Source organism: Nocardia sp. NPDC055053 (assembly GCF_053608285.1).
On record NZ_JBSGVD010000028.1, the window covers coordinates 1 to 16,274 of the forward strand.

Below are 16,274 nucleotides of genomic sequence, written 5' to 3' on the forward strand. Positions count from 1 at the left end.
CCCTTGTGTCCCGCCGGTCAGGCACCGTTGCTTGCTCCTTCGTCGCCTACGCAACGGCACCTGACCGGCGGGACGGCCGCGAACCGCCGCTGTGCGGCGGCCCCTCCTCGAGGTCGGGGCGTGTGGGCCAGGAGTGGTGGAGCGCGGGCTATTCGATGACCGGCAGCGGGCGGGTGTGCGCGCCGGCGCCGGGCAGCTGGTTGCGTGGGATCGGTACGGTCGGATTGTCGGTGCGCCGGATCGGCATCGTCGGCATCGGGTCGGTCACCGCGCGCTCGATGGCGGGCAGCCGGTAGGCCTCGCGTGCGTTGTCCTCGAGCACCGCGTGCAGATCGGCGCCGACGACCTGGCAGATCAGGTCGACATCGGCCTCATCGAACGGCCTGCCGGCGCGGGTGCCGGGCAGGTCGGTGCCGAACATGAGCGCACCGGGATTGACCGCGTGGATCCGGCGCAGCGTCTCGGCCACGTCCATGTCGACCCTGCCGAAACCGGTCGCCTTCACCCTGGCGCCGCGATCCACCAGATCGAGCAGGTAGGGCAGGCCCTCCTCGGACATGCCGAGATGGTCGATCGAGAGCGCGGGCAGCTTCGAGATCACCGGCTGTAGCGAGGCCAGCATCTGCCCGTCGATGTAGAGCTCCACGTGCCAGCCGGCCAGCTCGTGCGCGCGCAGCGCCTGCAGGGTCATCTCGGTGATGTCGGCGGCGGCGCGCTTGAGGTTGAACCGCAGGGCGCGTACACCCGCGCGGTCCAGCTCGATGATCTCGTCGTCGGTGGCGTCCAGATCCAGCCGGGTGACCCCGACCCAGCCGTCCCCGAGTTCGGCCAGCGCGGCCTTCAGGTACGACTGGTCGGATCCCTGGAACGACGCGCTGACCACCGCACCACCGCGAACATCGAAGTGCGCCATGCGCTTTCGATAGTCGGCGATGGTGTAGGGGTCAGGCAGGTAGCCTTCGTTCTCGATCAGCGGGAACCGCGGATCGATGATGTGGACGTGGGCATCGAACACTTGTACAGAATGCCTCGAGTTCGGCGGATTAGAACAGTCCAGTGGCCGTAGAACAGAAAAGCCGGTGGGTTGCAGAACGTGGCGTCCTGTCACCCACCGGCCTCTGGGAGTCCGATCCTAGACCTTGTTCGGCTCGGAGGCGCGCAGCATATCCTCGCGCTCCACGACCTTCACGCGCTCACGGCCTTCGGGCTCGCCGAGGGCGCGCTCGTGCGCGTCGAGGCGGTACCAGCCCGCCCACGTGGTGAACGGGATGCCCTTGCCCTCGAGGAACGTGGTGACCGCGTCCAGCTCGGGCTGCGGCGCCGGGGCGAAGTCCTTGGCGTCGTCGAGCAGGCAGGCGATGGTCTCGTTGGCGTCGCCCTTGGTGTGGCCGATGAGGCCGACCGGGCCGCGCTTGATCCAGCCGGTCACGTAGGTGGACGGCATGAAACGGGCCGAGCCCTCGGCGGTCTCGTCGGCGATCACGCGACCGGCCTCGTTCGGCACGGTGCCCGCCTGATCGTCGAACGGCAGCTGGGTGACGTTCTGCGACAGGTAGCCCACCGCGCGGTAGATCGCCTGCACGTCCCACTGCTTGAACTCGCCAGTGCCCTTGACGTTGCCGGTGCCGTCGAGCTGGGTGCGCTCGGTCTTGAGCCCGACGACCTTGCCGTCTTCGCCGATGATCTCGGCCGGGGATTCGAAGAAGTGCAGGAACAGCTTGTGCGGGCGGCCGCCGTGATCGCGGATGGCCCACTGCTCCAAGGTGTTGGCGACCATGTCGACCTGCTTGGAGTTACGGCGCGCGGCCTCGGAGCCCTCGTCGTAGTCGATGTCCTCGGGGTTGACGATGACCTCGATCGTCGGCGAGTGATCCAGTTCGCGCAGTTCCAAAGGCGTGAACTTGGCTTGGGCCGGGCCACGACGTCCGAAGACGTGGACCTCGACGGCCTTGTTCTCCTTGAGCCCCTTGTAGACGTTCGGCGGGATCTCGGTCGGCAGCAGTTCGTCACCGGTCTTGGCCAGCACGCGCGCCACATCGAGGGCGACGTTGCCGACGCCGAGGACGGCGACCTTCTCCGCGTCCAGCGGCCACGAGCGCGGCACGTCCGGGTGTCCGTCGTACCAGGACACGAAGTCGGCGGCACCGTAGGAGCCGTCGAGGTCGATGCCAGGGATCGGCAGGGCCCGGTCGGCGTTGGCGCCGGTGGAGAAGATCACCGCGTCGTAGAACTGGCGCAGATCATCCAGGGTGATGTCGGTGCCGTAGTCGATGTTGCCGAGCAGCCGCACCTGGTCCTTGTCGAGGACCTTGTGCAGGGCGGTGATGATGCCCTTGATGCGCGGGTGGTCGGGCGCGACGCCGTAGCGGATCAGGCCGAAGGGCGCGGGCATGCGCTCGTAGAGGTCGATGCTCACGTCGGCATCGGACTTCATCAAGGCGTCGGCGGCGTAGATACCGGCCGGTCCTGCGCCCACGATCGCAATGCGGAGCGGGCGGGTCGCTGCACTCTGTTCGGTCATTTTCTACGCGCACCCTTTGGTCGAGAACTGTTGACGGCGTCAATTTAGCTTAGGCTAAGTTGGCGATCCGGCGGCTGGCAGCTGCCTTCGACGTCGGCAGCAGGCCGCATTCGAAGGCGATTCTATCTGCGGCGTTGTGGCCACCCGGCGCGCGGTGCGGTTGCCCGCGCCCGGTCTGTCAGGATTACAGCATGAACGAGGAACAATCAGGCTCGGAAGACCAGCCCATCGTGGTGGATCAGACCGACAAGCGTTCCGTCGTCCCGTTCGTAGCGGCCGCGGTGATCGCGGTGGTCGTGCTCATCGGCATCGTGCTCGGTGGGCTGCTCTCACCCGCTGAGAAAAATGTCACAGAGGCCGACCGGCTCACGGCCGCCGTCTCCAACTATATCGACGCGCGCTCGCGCAGTGAGCTGCGTCCGCCGCCCGGTGTCGCGTGCCCCGGCTTCGACGAGGAGAAATCCGGCCTCTCCGAACGGCTCGGCGGCCCGAAATCGGCCGTGACGATCGACAAGAAGGGTTTCGACAAGGCGACCGTCAACGGCGACCGCGCCAAGATCGACGCCACCGTGCAGATCGGCGACACGTCGTCCACCAGCACCTGGAACCTGACCCGGGTCGACGGCGCCTGGCTGGTCTGCACACCATGAACCGTTTGACACGGTGACCTGTGCCGGGGCAATCTCAGTTCGCAAGGTCATGAGTACCAGTACCAAGCCCCGGCTCGCTGGTCGGCAACCCTCCTCCGCGGTGGGGTGCTCCGGGTGACGACCTGGCCGTGCGCCGGACAACCGCCACGGCAAGAGCGGATTCACGCAGGAGGTTTCGACATGACTTACGCCGGCGACATCACCCCTGAGAAGGCGTGGGAGATCCTGACCGAGCATCCGGGCGCGGTGCTGGTCGACGTGCGCACCGAAGGTGAGTGGGCACACATCGGCATCCCCGACACCAGCTCCATCGAGCGCCCGGCCCACTTCATCGAGTGGGTCGACGGCACCGGAACCCGCAACCCGAACTTCGGCGCCGAGCTAGAGCAGGCGCTGGCCGGGCGGCCGGACGACGCGCCCGTGGTGTTCCTGTGTCGCTCCGGTCAGCGCTCCATCGGCGCCGCGACCGTGGCGACCGCGGCGGGCATCGCCCCGTCCTACAACGTGCTCGACGGTTTCGAGGGCGGCCCCGACGCGTTCGGGCAGCGCGGCAGCACCGGCTGGCGCGCGGTCGGCCTGCCGTGGCGTCAGGCATAAGGAGAAACGCATGATCACCGGTGGTTCGTTCGACAAGCCACTGCCCGAGGGCGTCGGCCCGGCCACCCTCGGTGTCCGCGGCGGCCTGCGCCGCTCCGGCTTCGAGGAGACCTCCGAGGCGCTGTACCTGACCTCGGGATTCGTCTACGAGAGCGCCGAGGCCGCCGAGGCCTCGTTCACCGGCGAGGTCGAGCACTTCGTCTACTCCCGCTACGGCAACCCGACCGTGGCGATGTTCGAGGAGCGCATCCGGCTGCTCGACGGCGCCGAGGCCGCGTTCGCGACCGCCTCCGGCATGTCCGCGGTGTTCACCGCGCTCGGCGCGCTGCTGAAGGCGGGCGATCGCCTCGTCGCCGCGCGCAGCCTGTTCGGCTCGTGCTTCGTGGTGTGCAACGAGATCCTGCCGCGCTGGGGTGTCGAGACCGTCTTCGTCGACGGTGACGACCTCGAGCAGTGGGAGCAGGCGCTCTCGGTGCCCACCCAGGCCGTGTTCTTCGAGACCCCGGCCAACCCGATGCAGACCCTTGTCGACGTCCGCAAGGTCACCGAGCTCGCGCACGCCGCGGGCGCGAAGGTGGTGCTGGACAACGTCTTCGCCACCCCGCTGCTACAGCGCGGCTTCGAACTCGGCGCCGACGTGGTCGTCTACTCCGGCACCAAGCACATCGACGGTCAGGGCCGCGTCCTCGGCGGCGCCATCCTCGGCTCCAAGGACTACATCGACGGCCCCGTCAAGAACCTGATGCGCCACACCGGCCCCGCCCTGAGCCCGTTCAACGCCTGGACCCTGCTCAAGGGCCTGGAGACGATGCCGCTGCGCGTGCGCCAGTCCACCGAATCGGCACTGAAGGTCGCCCAGTTCCTGGAGACCAGCAAGTCGGTCAACTGGGTGAAGTACCCCTTCCTGGAATCCCACCCCCAACACGCCCTCGCCACCTCCCAGATGTCCGGCGGCGGCACCGTCGTCACCTTCGAACTGGCAGGTGACGACGGCAAGAAGCGCGCCTTCGAGGTCCTGAACCGCCTCCGCATCATCGACATCTCCAACAACCTCGGCGACGCGAAGACGCTGATCACCCACCCCGCCACGACAACCCACCGCGCGATGGGCCCGGAAGGCCGAGCCTCCATCGGCCTCTCCGACGGCGTAGTCCGCATCTCGGTAGGCCTCGAAGACATCGAAGACCTCCTCGGCGACCTCGACCACGCCCTGAGCTGATACCGATAGGAATCGGCCCTGGACCGGATAGTCCAGGGCCGATTCCTGTTTCGGTGCTCACGGGCCTACCGGACAGGGTCGTAGACCGGGAACCCGAGGTGCTCGGCGACGGTTGCCATGTTCTTGTCGTGGGTCACCACGGTGAGATCTTCCAGACCACTGCGCAGTGCCGAGGCCAAGTGGATGGCATCGAGGGTCCGGATGTGCGAAATGATCGCTTCCGCCTCATTGAGCACGGCGTGATCGACCGGGATGATGTCGATGTAGTCGAGGATCCGGTCCCGGTCGAGGACCGGCAGCGACTCACGTCGCAGCACACGGGTGATCTCCGTGCGCAGCAACCGAGACGAGATCACCCGTGTGGCATCGCTGTCTGCAGAGTTGTCGAACCACTGCGCGGCCTCCGGTGAGTGCCCGAGAATGATCCTGACCGCAACCGAGGTGTCGAGGTAGAACGACTTCACCATTCACCCTTCTCGGATTCGAGCAACTCGTCGATCGAGGTTGCCGTTCTGAGCTCATGGCGGGGGATAGCGCTGGTGTTGGGCCGTCCGGCGACTTTGCGCGGAATGATCTGGGTCGAGGAGACAGCGGGCACGATGAAGCCGACCCGGTGGTTGTGCCGGGTCAGCTCGTAGACCTCGCCCGACTCGACGTCGGCGACCATGGCCGACGGGTTCTGTCGCAGCTCACCAACACTGATTGACTTCACGTCGCCAGTATAGGGCGCAATTGTCTACCAATGTCTACATCGGTCGTTGGCCGAGGCGCTCGTAGGTAGTCCTCGGCTTCACGAGGGCCTTGCAGCGTCGAGTGTCGCGATCACCTCGTCGATCTTGTTGACGACGAAGAATTCGGTGCCCGCGTCGGTGTCGATGCGCAGGCGGGTCCGGAGGCCGCCGCTGAACACGCCGCCGTCCGGGCTTTGCTGCCCGACGGCGCGCAGCTGGGCCAGTGGAGTTTCCCAGCGCTTGCCGCCGGTGATCGCGTCGACGTGGGTGGGCACGAAGAGGAGACGGGTCTCGGTCAGGTAGAGGCAGCCGCCGACAGCTCGACTGCCCTGTGTTCGATTGGCGAGCTTGCGCCAGACGACGTTCTCGGATGCGCCCAGTGCGGGGCTACCGATCCACAATCCCATCAGTCATTCCTTGTTTCGATCTCGGAGTTCGTCGCAGTGAATCGGCGGCCGGCCGGGCACGCGTTAATAGCGCCCGGCCAGGAAGCGGATCAGACTTTGTCGGCCTCGCCGTTCGACAGGGCCTTCTGCAGGGAGTTGAAGACGGTCAGACCCTGGCCGACCATCCCGTTGACCAGCTCGCCGACGCCGTCGGGGCCGTTGAGGACGGTGAGGTTGGCTCCCGCGAGGCCGTTGGAGGCCTGTTTGACGATTTCGGGAAGCTGTTCGATGAGCAGCTGGTCGAGGGCGATGCGGTTGTTGGAGGCGGCGGCTTCGGCTTGGATTCGGGTGCGGTCGGCTTCGGCCTCGGCGAGGATACGGACGCGTTCCGCTTCGGCCAGTGCGGGTTTCACGACTTCGGCCTGGAGTTCCTGCTCGCGCAGTTCGGCGTTCTTGCGGGCCTGCTCGGCCTGGGCGGTGAGGACCGCCTGGCGGGCGATGGCGTCGGCGAGCGGACCTGCCTGGGCCGCTTCGGCATTGGCCTTGTCGATGTCGCGCTGATACTGCGCCTTGAGGATCGAGGTCTCGCGCTCGTATTCGGCACGGCGGCGCAGGGATTCCTGTTCGGCCTCGGCGGCGCGCTGGGCGGCCTGGGCCTGGGCGATCTGGGCGTCGCGCTGCACGGCCGCATTGTGCGGCGCCGCAAGGGCATTGATGTAGCCGAGGTTGCCGTCGTCGATGGACTGGATCTGGAACGAGTCGACCCACAGGCCGATATTGCTCATCTCCACCTTGGAGGCGATCAGCACCTCGTCGGCCAGCTTCTGGCGCTCGCGGATGATCTCCTCGACCGTCATCGAGCCGACGATCGAGCGCAGGTGGCCGGAGAAGATGCGGCCGGTGAGTACCGACATCTCCTGCTCCTGCTCGGACAGGAAGCGTTGTGCCGCATTGACGATCGACTGGGTGTCGTTGGCGACCTTGAACGCGATCACCGCGCGCACGTCGAGCTGGATGGCCTGCTTGGTGACGCAGCGCTCCCTGATCTCGGACTCGAACATCGCCAGCGAGAGGTAGCGGACCTTGCGGAACAGCGGCACCACCCAGGTGCCACGGCCGATGACCACCTTGAACGGCGAGTTGTCCTTGGTCTTGGCACCGCTGACCAGCATGGCTTCGTCGGGATCGGGAACGTGATAGCCCAGCATGTTCATTTCTCCTCTATGAGCGGAATCCAGGCGACGACATCGACCAGGCGACCCGGATGGACCGCGACGATCAGCACGGTCGAGCCTGCGGCGATCGGTTCGTCGGCGCGGGCGAGGTAGGTCTCGGTGCCCCCGCGGATCGCGACGAGGACCTCGCCCAGCGCGCCTGCCGCCCGGATCGGTGACGTGAGGGTTCCCGTCAGGCCGTGCACGGGGTCGATCATCGCGCTGAGTCTCCTTGTCTCGCACCGAATGACGTCAGCGTACGACGCGCGCCCTGCCGGCGGGTTGCGATTTTCTTATTGACAGCATTCTGTCAAATATGACAGGATGCTGTCATGTCGATCTCAACAGTTCACGTAGCCGTCTACGACACCCTCGCCGACTGGGAGGTGGGCGCCGCCACCGCGCACATCGCCAACGGCAACTGGCATCGCGAGCCGGGAAAGTTCCAGGTGAAGACGGTCGGGCTGAGCGCCGAGCCGATCACCACGATGGGCAGGATGCGGGTGACGCCCGACCTGGCGGTCGCCGATCTCGACCCCGCCGACAGCGCGATGCTGATCCTGCCCGGCGCCGACCTGTGGGCGGGTGACGAGCTGATTCCGTTCGCGCACAAGGCAAGGCAGTTCGTCGAGGCGGGCGTGCCGATCGCCGCGATCTGCGGCGCCACCTTCGGGCTGGCGCGGGAAGGGCTGCTCGACGACCGCGCGCATACCTCCAATGCGGCCGAATACCTCGTCTACAGCGGATATTCGGGTGCGGATCGCTATGTGGAGGCGCCCGCCGTCACCGATCGCGATGTCATCACCGCCGACGCCATGTCCCCGTTCGAGTTCGCGCGGGAGGTCTTCGCCCGCCTCGACCTGTACGAACCGCGCGTCCTCGACGCCTGGTACCAGTTGTACGCACAGAAGGACCCGGCCGGGTACGCCGTACTCGCCGACTACGAAGGGAGCCTCGCCGGTTGAACGAGGAACAAGACTTACTCGACGGCGCCGCGCTCACCGTCTACCGGCTCAACGGCCAATTCCTCACCATCGGTGACGGATTGGCCGCCCCTGCCGGGATCTCGGTCGCCTGGTGGCAGGTGATGGCGGCCGTGCAGGAACAGCCGCTGCCGGTCGCCGGGATCGCCCGCGCCATGGGCATCACCAGGCAGAGCGTGCAGCGGGTGGCCGACCTGCTCGTCGCCAAGGGGATGTGCGAATACCGCCCCAACCCGGCGCACAAGCGGGCCAAGCTGGTGGCGATCACCGCGGCCGGTGAGGCGGCCATCCGGCGCATCGATCCGCAGCACGCGGTGATGGCGCGGCGGCTGGCCGATGCGCTCGGACCGGCGGCGTTCGCCGAGACCGTCGCGGTGCTGACGCGCCTGTCCGCCGCCCTCGAAACGATCATCGCCGCCGACGAGCCGGCTAGCTGAACATCGCGACACACCAGCGGTCGAAGTCGTGCAGATTCTTGCCCTGCTCCAGCCGCGGCCAGTACTGCTCCTGCGCCAGGACGAGGAAGCGGTCGCGGCGACTGTCGGTGAACGCGTGCGCCTTCCAGAACTGGACCGGGTTGGCGGTGTCGGGAGTCTGCCAGCTGTAGGCGTTGTACGTCAGGAAGCTCTTCTTGTTGGGTGGCAGGTGCTCGATCGCCTTGGCGACGTCGGACTGCTCTGAGTAGGCCAGCACGACGTAGGTCGGTTTGCCGACATGACCCCAGCAGTCCCAGGCATCGGTCCAGTTGCCGAGCAGGAGGGTGTCCTTCTTCGGCGCGCGCAGCGTGCCGCCGGACTCGTGCCAGCAGATCTGGCCGTCGTACCCGGCCCCGGACAACGACCCGTCGGGCTTGACCAGCGCGGGGAACACCTCGGCCATCTCGTCCGCGCTGGTGCCGCTGTTGTCCACGTAGACGACCGCGGCGATCACGAGCAGGACGACGGCCGCGATCGCGCCGAGCAGACCGAAGATCCAGCCGTTCCCCGACGACCGGCGCGGTGGCACACCGTAGGGCGGGCGCATCGGCATCTGTTGCCTCGGCGGCATGGCGTATCCGCCGTTGGGCGGGTAGCCGGGACTCGGCTGATAGCCGGGGTAGCTGGGCTGATAGCCGGGCATGCCGTGGGGCGGGGCCCCGGTCCCTGCGTGTCCCGCCGATTCGCCGGGCGCCGACCACCACTCCCCGTTGCCTTGCACATTTCCCCCTTGGGTACTTCCAGCGCTGGTCACCCTACCAAGGTGGGCTGCGGTGCCGATGGGTGTCGGCCCGCCGCGGAGACCATCGTGTGATGTGGACTTGCTATGGTTTCGATCTAGCAAACGCGCAGCGTTTCGCCCAAAGAGATAGCCGCGTCCAACGGAACGGATCGGATATGTCACGAGCAATCGCAGCAGTAGGCGCAGTACTGGCAGCACTCGGCGTGACGATGGCCGGGCAGATCGGGACGGCGAACGCCGCGGATCCAGCCGTCCTCGGTGGCGGTTCCGGCATCGGCGTGAACGACGCCATCTGCACGCTCACCACGATCGGGCACGATTCCGGCGGTCGGCTGGTCGGGCTCACCGCCGCGCACTGCGGTCCCCTCGGCGCCGACATCACGGCCGAGGCCAATTCCGGCGCCGGCGTCGTCGGCGAGATCGCCCACCTCAACGAAGATATGGACTACGCCGTGATCGCCTTCGACCCGGCCATGGTCGTTCCGGTGAACCGCGTCGGCAACACCACGATCACCGGGATGGGCGGACCAGCGCAGTTCCCCGACATCGCCTGCAAAGAAGGCAGGACCACCGGCCACACCTGTGGCATCACCTGGGGTGACCCGCTGCAATCCAACGTCGCGACCGTGACGCAGATCTGTGTCATCTCCGGTGACTCGGGCGGCCCTGTCGTGGTCGGCACCACCCTGGTCGGCATGGTCAACGGGTACATGTACGTGCCGTGCATCGGACCGGAGGTCGGCATGAACATGACCAGCATCCTCGGCGACATCGACGCGCACGGTGGCGTCGGAGCGGGGTTCCGCCCGATCTAGTCGGCGACGCCGGGCTTGCGATCGGCCAGCACGCCACTGGCGAGGGCGCGCTCGACCAGCTCGACTCGCTTCTGGTTCTGTGGGAAGTCGTCGACCTGGAACGTTCGGCACAGTGCCCGAAGGTGGGTCTTCACGGTGGCGATGCTCAGGCACAGGTCCTGCGCGATCCGGCCGTTCGAGGCCGGGTAGCAATGCGTGATCTCACCATCGCGGGACCCGCACAGTGCCTCCAGAACGAGGTATTGAGCATCGGTGAGCGAACTCCGTGATACCCGCAGAACGGGCGTCGTCGGCACCTCTTCGGCGGGAATCCGGCCGCCCTCGTTGAACGTGAACACCGTTTGCCCGACCTTGAGGGTGTCGCCGGATTCGAGCGTCCGGCGCCCCCCGATGCGCTCGCCATTGACGAATGTCCCATTTGTCGACATGCCGTCGTCGACGACCACCCAGCAGTCACAGATCTGCTCGATGACGGCGTGCAGCCGAGACACTGTCGAATCGTCGGAAACCACGATGTCGGCGGCATCCGAGCGCCCGATGGAAACGGTGCCCCCGTAGCGATCAAGGCGGTATTCGCGGCGATTCCCATTCCCGAACGCCGAGGTCAGCGTGCAGATACCGGGTGGTCGCGGCCACACATGCCAGTCCACGGCCGTGCTCACGTTGTTCCCCAGTGCCCGCGCGCCGCTCGATCTGGCCATGACCTGCCCTCATTCTGCTGCGATGAATCCAGTGTGCCGCGTCGCGGTAACGATCACATGAGTAGTCGACCACTCGAATGCGCCGCCGCGAGGGATGAGGGTTTTCAGCCCTGGGGAGGATAGTGGCCCCGCGTGTCCCCGACGCAGAATCGATGCATGGAATCACGCCAGCCGTGAGGCCGTGTCGCACGCGCGGAACGGCCTCCGACGTCAGTTGATGGAGGTTCGTCATGAGTGGAAAGTTCCGGGCGGCGGCAGCAGCCTTTGCGATTGCGCCGATGATCGCCTTGGGTTCGGGCATGGCCACCGCCGAACCGGCACCGGCACCGGCACCGATATCGTCCCCGGTTCCCGTTGATCAGGTCCAGCCAGTCGGAATGATGCTCACCTTCCCGTGGAATTTCGTGGTGTGCCTTCCTTGGTTAGGCACCGGTATCGCTTTCTACTTCGGGTGCGTGGTGTGAGCCCCGGGCTCGGGTAGCTGCACAGCACGAAGCCCACGCCGACCGGTCGGCGTGGGCTTCGTGCTGTGCGTGGTCAGCTCTGGAGGGCGACCTCGATCTCCAGGGTGAGGGTGATCTTGTCGCCGATGACGGCGCCGCCGTCGGGGAGCGGCATGTCGATGTCGAGGCCGAAGTCGCGGCGGGAGACCACGGTCTTGGCTTCGAAGCCGGCGACCGGGCCGTTGCCCATGCCCGGGTTGACGCCGAGGAACTCGACCTCGAGCGAGACCGGCTTGGTGTTGCCGCGCACGGTGAATTCGCCGTCGACGACGAAATCGCTGCCATCGCCGCGGAATCCGGTGGACTTGAAGGTCATCACGGGGAACTGTTCGGCGTGGAAGAAGTCGGCGGTGCGCAGGTGGCCGTCGCGCTGGGCGTTGTCGGTGGTGAGGGAGTCGACGCGGATCTCGGCGTGCGCGGAGACGGTGCCGTCTTCGCCGATGACGAGGGCGCCGTCGAAGTCGGTGAAGCGGCCGCGGACCTTGCTCACCATCAGGTGGCGTACGGAGAAGCCGACGGTGGAGTGGGTGGGGTCGATGGCCCAGGTGCCTGCGGTGAGGCCGGTGGCGAGTGCGGTGGTCATGTGAACTCCTTGTGGGGGTTGGTCTAGCGGGTCAGGTTGGCCGCGAGCAGATCCGCGAACGGGGTCGGCTCGTCGTACGGGTCGGCAGGTCCGGTGGCGGGCTTGCCGAGGACTTGGGCAGCGAATTCGCCTGCTGCGCGGTCGATCCGGGCATTGAGCGCCTGGTCGGCGCCGTGGGCACCCCAGTCCGGCGATGCGGCGTACACGGCGGTGGGTACGACGATCGAGCGCAGGTAGGCGAACAGCGGACGCACCGCGTGCTCGAGCGCCAGCGAATGGCGTTCGGTGCCGCCGGTGGCGCCGGCCAGGACCGGCTTGCCCGCGAGCGAATCCGGCTCGAGCACATCGAAGAACGTCTTGAACAGGCCGCTGTAGGAGGCGCTGAAGATCGGTGTCACCGCGATCATGCCGTCGGCGCCGACGACCTGATCGATCGCGGTCCGCAGCGACGGTGCCGGGAACCCGGTGAGCAGGTTGTCGGCCAGGTCGCGGGCGTGATCGCGCAGGTCGACGAAGTCCAGTTCGACCTCGGCGCCCGCCGCGCGCAGCTCCCGTGCGGTGGCCGTGGCCAGCCGGTCGGCCAGCAGTCGCGTCGACGAGGGCTGCGACAGCCCGGCCGACACCACCGCGATCCGAGTGGTCATGCGGTCACCTCCGTCGCGGCCTTGGCGGCGAGCAGCGCGGCGTGGGTCGGCGCGTCCGGCACGTGCGCGGGCCGTCGGGCCGCGAACTCCTTGCGCAGCACCGGAATTACCTCCTCGCCGAGCAGGTCGAGCTGTTCGAGCACCGTCTTCAACGGCAGGCCCGCGTGGTCGACGAGAAACAGCTGGCGCTGGTAATCACCGAAGTGCTCGCGGAAGGTGAGCGTCTTCTCGATGACCTGCTCCGGGCTGCCGACGGTGAGCGGGGTCTGCTCGGTGAACTCCTCCAGCGACGGGCCGTGCCCGTAGACGGGCGCGTTGTCGAAGTACGGCCGGAATTCCCGGACCGCGTCCTGGGAGTTCTTGCGCAGGAACACCTGTCCGCCGAGGCCGACGATGGCTTGGTCGGCGCTGCCATGTCCGTAGTGCTCGTAGCGACGCCGGTACAGGTCGATCAGCCGCTGGAAATGGTCGGTGGGCCAGAAGATGTGGTTGGCGAAGAAGCCGTCACCGTAGTACGCGGCCTGCTCGGCGATCTCCGGGCTGCGGATCGAGCCGTGCCAGACGAACGGCGGGACGTCGTCGAGCGGACGCGGCGTCGAGGTGAACGACTGCAGCGGCGTGCGGAACTTGCCCTCCCAGTCGACGACGTCCTCGCGCCAAAGCCGATGCAGCAGATGGTAGTTCTCGATGGCCAGGGGAATGCCGTCACGAATGTCCTTGCCGAACCACGGATAGACCGGCCCGGTGTTGCCGCGGCCGAGCATCAGGTCGACCCGGCCGTCGGCCAGGTGCTGGAGCATCGCGAAGTCCTCGGCGATCTTGACCGGGTCGTTCGTGGTGATCAGCGTCGTCGAGGTGGACAGCAGGATGTTGTCGGTGCGGCCCGCGATGTAGCCGAGCATGGTGGTCGGCGAGGACGGCACGAAGGGCGGATTGTGGTGCTCGCCCATCGCGAACACATCGAGACCCACTTCCTCGGCCTTCTGCGCGATCGCGACCATCGCCTTGATTCGCTCGGCCTCGGTCGGGGTGCGGCCGTTCGTTGGATCGGTGGTCACATCACCGACGGTGAAGATTCCGAACTGCACGGGCCCTCCTTTGGTTGCCATGGCAACTATAACCAGCGAAGGGTGGAACCTATTCCGGTGAGACGCGGCTCACATCGGGGGTCAGTCCACGAACGGGGTGCGGGTGCGGCTGATCAGGTCGGCGACCGAGTCGACGACCAGGGTGGGGCGGAACGGGTACTTCTCGACCGAGGCCTTGGTGGAGATGCCCGAGGTGACCAGGATCGTGCGCATGCCCGCTTCCAGGCCGGCGATCACGTCGGTGTCCATGCGGTCGCCGATCATCACGGTGGACTGCGAATGCGCGCCGATGCGACGCAGGGCCGAGCGCATCATCAGCGGGTTCGGCTTGCCGACGTAATACGGCTCCTTGCCGGTCGCACGGGTGATCAGCGCGGCGACCGAGCCGGTGGCGGGCAGCACGCCGTCGCGTGACGGCCCGGTGGCGTCGGGATTGGTCGCGATGAACTTGGCGCCACGGTCGACCAGGCGAATCGCGGTGGTGATCGCCTCGAAGGAGTAGGTGCGGGTCTCGCCGAGCACCACGTAATCGGGGTCGCTGTCGGTGAGGACGTAGCCGATCTCGTGCAGGGCGGTGGTGAGCCCGGACTCGCCGACCACATAGGCGGTGCCGTTGGGTCGCTGGTCGTCGAGGAAGGTCGCGGTGGCCAGCGCCGAGGTCCAGATGGACTCCTCGGGGATGTCGAGGCCGGTGTGGCGCAGGCGGGCTTGCAGATCGCGCGGGGTGCGGATCGAATTGTTGGTCAGGACGAGGAACGGGATCTCGTTCTCGCGCAGTTCGGCCAGGAACTCGTCGGCGCCGGGGATCAAATGATCCTCGTGCACCAGCACACCGTCCATGTCGGTCAGGTACGACAAGATCTGCTCATCCTTGGTGGTCACCAGCAAATCATCCGCTAAACACGGCGGCGGTGCGAGCCCACCGCTACCGGACAGTCGCACTCGGTGTTGGTTAGTGTCGATGCGGCAGGGGCTGCGACGAAGCGAACGACAGGAGTGGCTGAGATGGTTGATCTCAAGCTCGGATACAAGGCATCGGCAGAGCAGTTCGGGCCGCGCGAACTCGTCGAGCTGGCGGTGGCCGCCGAGGAGCACGGTCTCGACAGCGCGACCGTCAGCGATCACTTCCAGCCGTGGCGGCACAACGGCGGGCACGCGCCGTTCTCGCTGGCCTGGCTGGCCGCCGCCGGTGAGCGCACCGAGCGGATCATGCTCGGCACCTCCGTGCTGACTCCCACCTTCCGCTACAACCCGGCGGTGATCGCGCAGGCCTTCGCCACTTTCGGCTGTCTGTACCCGGGCCGGGTGATGCTCGGTGTCGGTACCGGTGAGGCGCTCAACGAGATCGCCACCGGCTACAAGGGCGAATGGCCCGATTTCAAGGAGCGTTTCGCCCGGCTGCGTGAGTCGGTGAACCTGATGCGTGAGCTGTGGACCGGTGATCGCGTCGATTTCGAGGGCGAGTACTACCACACCGTCGGCGCCTCCATCTATGACGTGCCCAAGGGCGGCATCCCCGTCTACATCGCCGCGGGCGGCCCGGTCGTCGCCAGGTACGCGGGCCGCGCCGGTGACGGTTTCATCTGCACCTCCGGCAAGGGCATGGACCTCTACACCGAGAAGTTGCTGCCCGCCGTCGCCGAGGGCGCGGCCAAGGCCGACCGCGACCTGGCCGCGATCGACAAGATGATCGAGATCAAGATCTCCTACGACACCGATCCCGAACTGGCGCTGCAGAACACGCGCTTCTGGGCGCCGCTGTCGCTGACGGCCGAGCAGAAGCACGACATCAGCGATCCGATCGAGATGGAGGCGGCCGCCGACGCGCTGCCGATCGAGCAGGTCGCCAAGCGGTGGATCGTGGCCAGCGATCCGGACGAGGCCGTCGCCCAGATCAAGCCTTACCTGGACGCGGGTCTCAACCACCTGGTCTTCCACGCGCCCGGCCACGACCAGTTGCGTTTCCTCGATCTGTTCAAGCGGGATCTGGCCCCGCGGCTGCGCGCCCTCGGCTGACCGCGAACGAGCAGGCGGGGTCGCCGGATTCGGCGGCGAGCGCGTCGACGAGCTGAGCGGCCAGTTGCCGCCGGATCGCGGCGAGCCGCTCGGCCGCCGCGTCCACCTCGTCGAGTTTGCGGCGTAGTTCCTCGACGGAGTCGGGACAACCATCGCCCGACCCGTCGCCCGCGCGCAGGCAGGCGACGAACGGATGCATGTCGGCCAGCTCGAACCCGACAGTGCGCAGCGCGTGGATCTTGTGCACGACGCGCAGTTCGACCTCGTCGTAGATCCGGTAGCCCTTGGCGTCGCGCCGCGGCGCGACCAGCCCGTGCTGCTCGTAGTAGCGCAGCGCGCGGGCACTGGACCCGGTACGTTCGGCCAGTTCGCCGATCAGCATGCGACCTCCTCTATGACCGTCGC

The 16,274-nt window shown here is 67.1% G+C and carries 21 protein-coding genes, 1 pseudogene and 1 riboswitch; of the genes and pseudogenes, 8 read left to right on the top strand and 14 right to left on the bottom strand.

Annotated elements, in window-relative coordinates; genetic code table 11:
* Positions 1 to 148 precede the first annotated feature (148 nt).
* A complete protein-coding gene (locus tag ACWF82_RS24875; RefSeq protein ID WP_452504847.1) occupies positions 149 to 1,015 on the bottom strand; it encodes an amidohydrolase family protein in 867 nt (288 codons plus the stop codon).
* 117 nt (positions 1,016 to 1,132) lie between these two features.
* Positions 1,133 to 2,521 carry an FAD-dependent oxidoreductase gene (locus ACWF82_RS24880; RefSeq protein WP_452504849.1) on the bottom strand — a complete coding sequence of 463 codons (1,389 nt, stop codon included), beginning with the start codon at positions 2,519 to 2,521 and terminating at the stop codon, positions 1,133 to 1,135.
* Positions 2,522 to 2,712: 191 nt separating this feature from the next.
* Between ACWF82_RS24880 and ACWF82_RS24885 the strand changes: the two genes are divergently transcribed.
* The 3 genes from ACWF82_RS24885 (at position 2,713) to ACWF82_RS24895 (ending at position 4,987) form a co-directional block, all read left to right on the top strand.
* Positions 2,713 to 3,171, top strand: coding sequence for an Rv0361 family membrane protein (locus ACWF82_RS24885; protein ID WP_452504851.1), 459 nt, complete (start codon positions 2,713 to 2,715; stop codon positions 3,169 to 3,171).
* A gap of 45 nt (positions 3,172 to 3,216) precedes the next feature.
* Positions 3,217 to 3,333: riboswitch (SAM riboswitch) on the top strand.
* Positions 3,334 to 3,351: 18 nt separating this feature from the next.
* The gene (locus ACWF82_RS24890; RefSeq protein ID WP_452504853.1) at positions 3,352 to 3,768 is read left to right on the top strand and encodes a rhodanese-like domain-containing protein; all 417 of its coding nucleotides are present in this window, start codon (positions 3,352 to 3,354) and stop codon (positions 3,766 to 3,768) included.
* A gap of 10 nt (positions 3,769 to 3,778) precedes the next feature.
* Positions 3,779 to 4,987: an O-succinylhomoserine sulfhydrylase gene (locus ACWF82_RS24895; protein WP_452504855.1), complete on the top strand. Its 1,209-nt coding sequence runs from the start codon at positions 3,779 to 3,781 to the stop codon at positions 4,985 to 4,987.
* 65 nt (positions 4,988 to 5,052) lie between these two features.
* Here the strand turns inward: ACWF82_RS24895 and ACWF82_RS24900 are convergent, their stop codons facing one another.
* The 5 genes and pseudogenes from ACWF82_RS24900 to ACWF82_RS24920 all read right to left on the bottom strand — a co-directional run bounded on the left by ACWF82_RS24900 (position 5,053) and on the right by ACWF82_RS24920 (position 7,536).
* Complete coding sequence (locus ACWF82_RS24900) at positions 5,053 to 5,454, bottom strand: type II toxin-antitoxin system VapC family toxin (RefSeq protein WP_452504857.1); 402 nt, start codon at positions 5,452 to 5,454, stop codon at positions 5,053 to 5,055.
* A gap of 92 nt (positions 5,455 to 5,546) precedes the next feature.
* Positions 5,547 to 5,699 (bottom strand): annotated as a pseudogene (locus ACWF82_RS24905) (type II toxin-antitoxin system Phd/YefM family antitoxin); the annotation flags it as partial.
* 78 nt (positions 5,700 to 5,777) lie between these two features.
* On the bottom strand, positions 5,778 to 6,125 hold the full coding sequence (locus tag ACWF82_RS24910) for a hypothetical protein (protein WP_452504859.1): 348 nt from the start codon (positions 6,123 to 6,125) through the stop codon (positions 5,778 to 5,780).
* An 89-nt stretch (positions 6,126 to 6,214) separates the two neighbouring features.
* Positions 6,215 to 7,312: an SPFH domain-containing protein gene (locus ACWF82_RS24915; protein WP_452505009.1), complete on the bottom strand. Its 1,098-nt coding sequence runs from the start codon at positions 7,310 to 7,312 to the stop codon at positions 6,215 to 6,217.
* Between the two features lie 2 nt (positions 7,313 to 7,314).
* Positions 7,315 to 7,536, bottom strand: a complete 222-nt coding sequence (locus ACWF82_RS24920) for a hypothetical protein (protein WP_452504861.1) — start codon at positions 7,534 to 7,536, stop codon at positions 7,315 to 7,317.
* 114 nt (positions 7,537 to 7,650) lie between these two features.
* Between ACWF82_RS24920 and ACWF82_RS24925 the strand changes: the two genes are divergently transcribed.
* Together ACWF82_RS24925 and ACWF82_RS24930 are read left to right on the top strand one after the other, a co-directional pair.
* Positions 7,651 to 8,283 (top strand): DJ-1/PfpI family protein, encoded by a 633-nt coding sequence (locus ACWF82_RS24925; protein ID WP_452504863.1) that lies wholly within the window; start codon positions 7,651 to 7,653, stop codon positions 8,281 to 8,283.
* On the top strand, positions 8,280 to 8,738 hold the full coding sequence (locus ACWF82_RS24930; RefSeq protein WP_452504865.1) for a MarR family winged helix-turn-helix transcriptional regulator: 459 nt from the start codon (positions 8,280 to 8,282) through the stop codon (positions 8,736 to 8,738). The genes ACWF82_RS24925 and ACWF82_RS24930 overlap by 4 nt, the downstream gene beginning before the upstream one ends.
* Here the strand turns inward: ACWF82_RS24930 and ACWF82_RS24935 are convergent.
* Positions 8,731 to 9,498: a hypothetical protein gene (locus ACWF82_RS24935; protein WP_452504867.1), complete on the bottom strand. Its 768-nt coding sequence runs from the start codon at positions 9,496 to 9,498 to the stop codon at positions 8,731 to 8,733. The genes ACWF82_RS24930 and ACWF82_RS24935 overlap by 8 nt on opposite strands.
* A 176-nt stretch (positions 9,499 to 9,674) precedes the next feature.
* Between ACWF82_RS24935 and ACWF82_RS24940 the strand changes: the two genes are divergently transcribed.
* Entirely contained in the window at positions 9,675 to 10,334 is a 660-nt protein-coding gene (locus ACWF82_RS24940; RefSeq protein ID WP_452504869.1) for a serine protease, read from the top strand.
* Here ACWF82_RS24940 and ACWF82_RS24945 read toward each other — a convergent pair.
* Complete coding sequence (locus tag ACWF82_RS24945; protein WP_452504871.1) at positions 10,331 to 11,035, bottom strand: FHA domain-containing protein; 705 nt, start codon at positions 11,033 to 11,035, stop codon at positions 10,331 to 10,333. The genes ACWF82_RS24940 and ACWF82_RS24945 overlap by 4 nt on opposite strands.
* Before the next feature lie 230 nt (positions 11,036 to 11,265).
* Here ACWF82_RS24945 and ACWF82_RS24950 point away from each other — a divergent pair, with 230 nt between their 5' ends.
* Positions 11,266 to 11,499, top strand: a complete 234-nt coding sequence (locus ACWF82_RS24950; protein WP_452504873.1) for a hypothetical protein — start codon at positions 11,266 to 11,268, stop codon at positions 11,497 to 11,499.
* A gap of 73 nt (positions 11,500 to 11,572) precedes the next feature.
* Here the strand turns inward: ACWF82_RS24950 and ACWF82_RS24955 are convergent, their stop codons facing one another.
* The 4 genes from ACWF82_RS24955 to ACWF82_RS24970 form a co-directional block, all read right to left on the bottom strand.
* On the bottom strand, positions 11,573 to 12,121 hold the full coding sequence (locus ACWF82_RS24955) for a YceI family protein (RefSeq protein WP_452504875.1): 549 nt from the start codon (positions 12,119 to 12,121) through the stop codon (positions 11,573 to 11,575).
* Positions 12,122 to 12,144: 23 nt separating this feature from the next.
* The gene (locus tag ACWF82_RS24960) at positions 12,145 to 12,765 is read right to left on the bottom strand and encodes an FMN reductase (RefSeq protein WP_452504876.1); all 621 of its coding nucleotides are present in this window, start codon (positions 12,763 to 12,765) and stop codon (positions 12,145 to 12,147) included.
* A complete protein-coding gene (locus ACWF82_RS24965) occupies positions 12,762 to 13,853 on the bottom strand; it encodes an LLM class flavin-dependent oxidoreductase (RefSeq protein WP_452504878.1) in 1,092 nt (363 codons plus the stop codon). The genes ACWF82_RS24960 and ACWF82_RS24965 overlap by 4 nt, the downstream gene beginning before the upstream one ends.
* Positions 13,854 to 13,934: 81 nt before the next feature.
* Entirely contained in the window at positions 13,935 to 14,693 is a 759-nt protein-coding gene (locus ACWF82_RS24970) for an HAD-IIA family hydrolase (protein WP_452505011.1), read from the bottom strand.
* Between the two features lie 165 nt (positions 14,694 to 14,858).
* Here ACWF82_RS24970 and fgd point away from each other — a divergent pair, with 165 nt between their 5' ends.
* Positions 14,859 to 15,869: a glucose-6-phosphate dehydrogenase (coenzyme-F420) gene (gene fgd, locus ACWF82_RS24975; protein WP_452504880.1), complete on the top strand. Its 1,011-nt coding sequence runs from the start codon at positions 14,859 to 14,861 to the stop codon at positions 15,867 to 15,869.
* On the opposite strand, the gene ACWF82_RS24980 is transcribed toward fgd, so the two are convergent.
* The gene (locus tag ACWF82_RS24980; RefSeq protein ID WP_452504882.1) at positions 15,829 to 16,251 is read right to left on the bottom strand and encodes a MerR family transcriptional regulator; all 423 of its coding nucleotides are present in this window, start codon (positions 16,249 to 16,251) and stop codon (positions 15,829 to 15,831) included. The genes fgd and ACWF82_RS24980 overlap by 41 nt on opposite strands.
* Positions 16,252 to 16,274 lie beyond the last annotated feature (23 nt).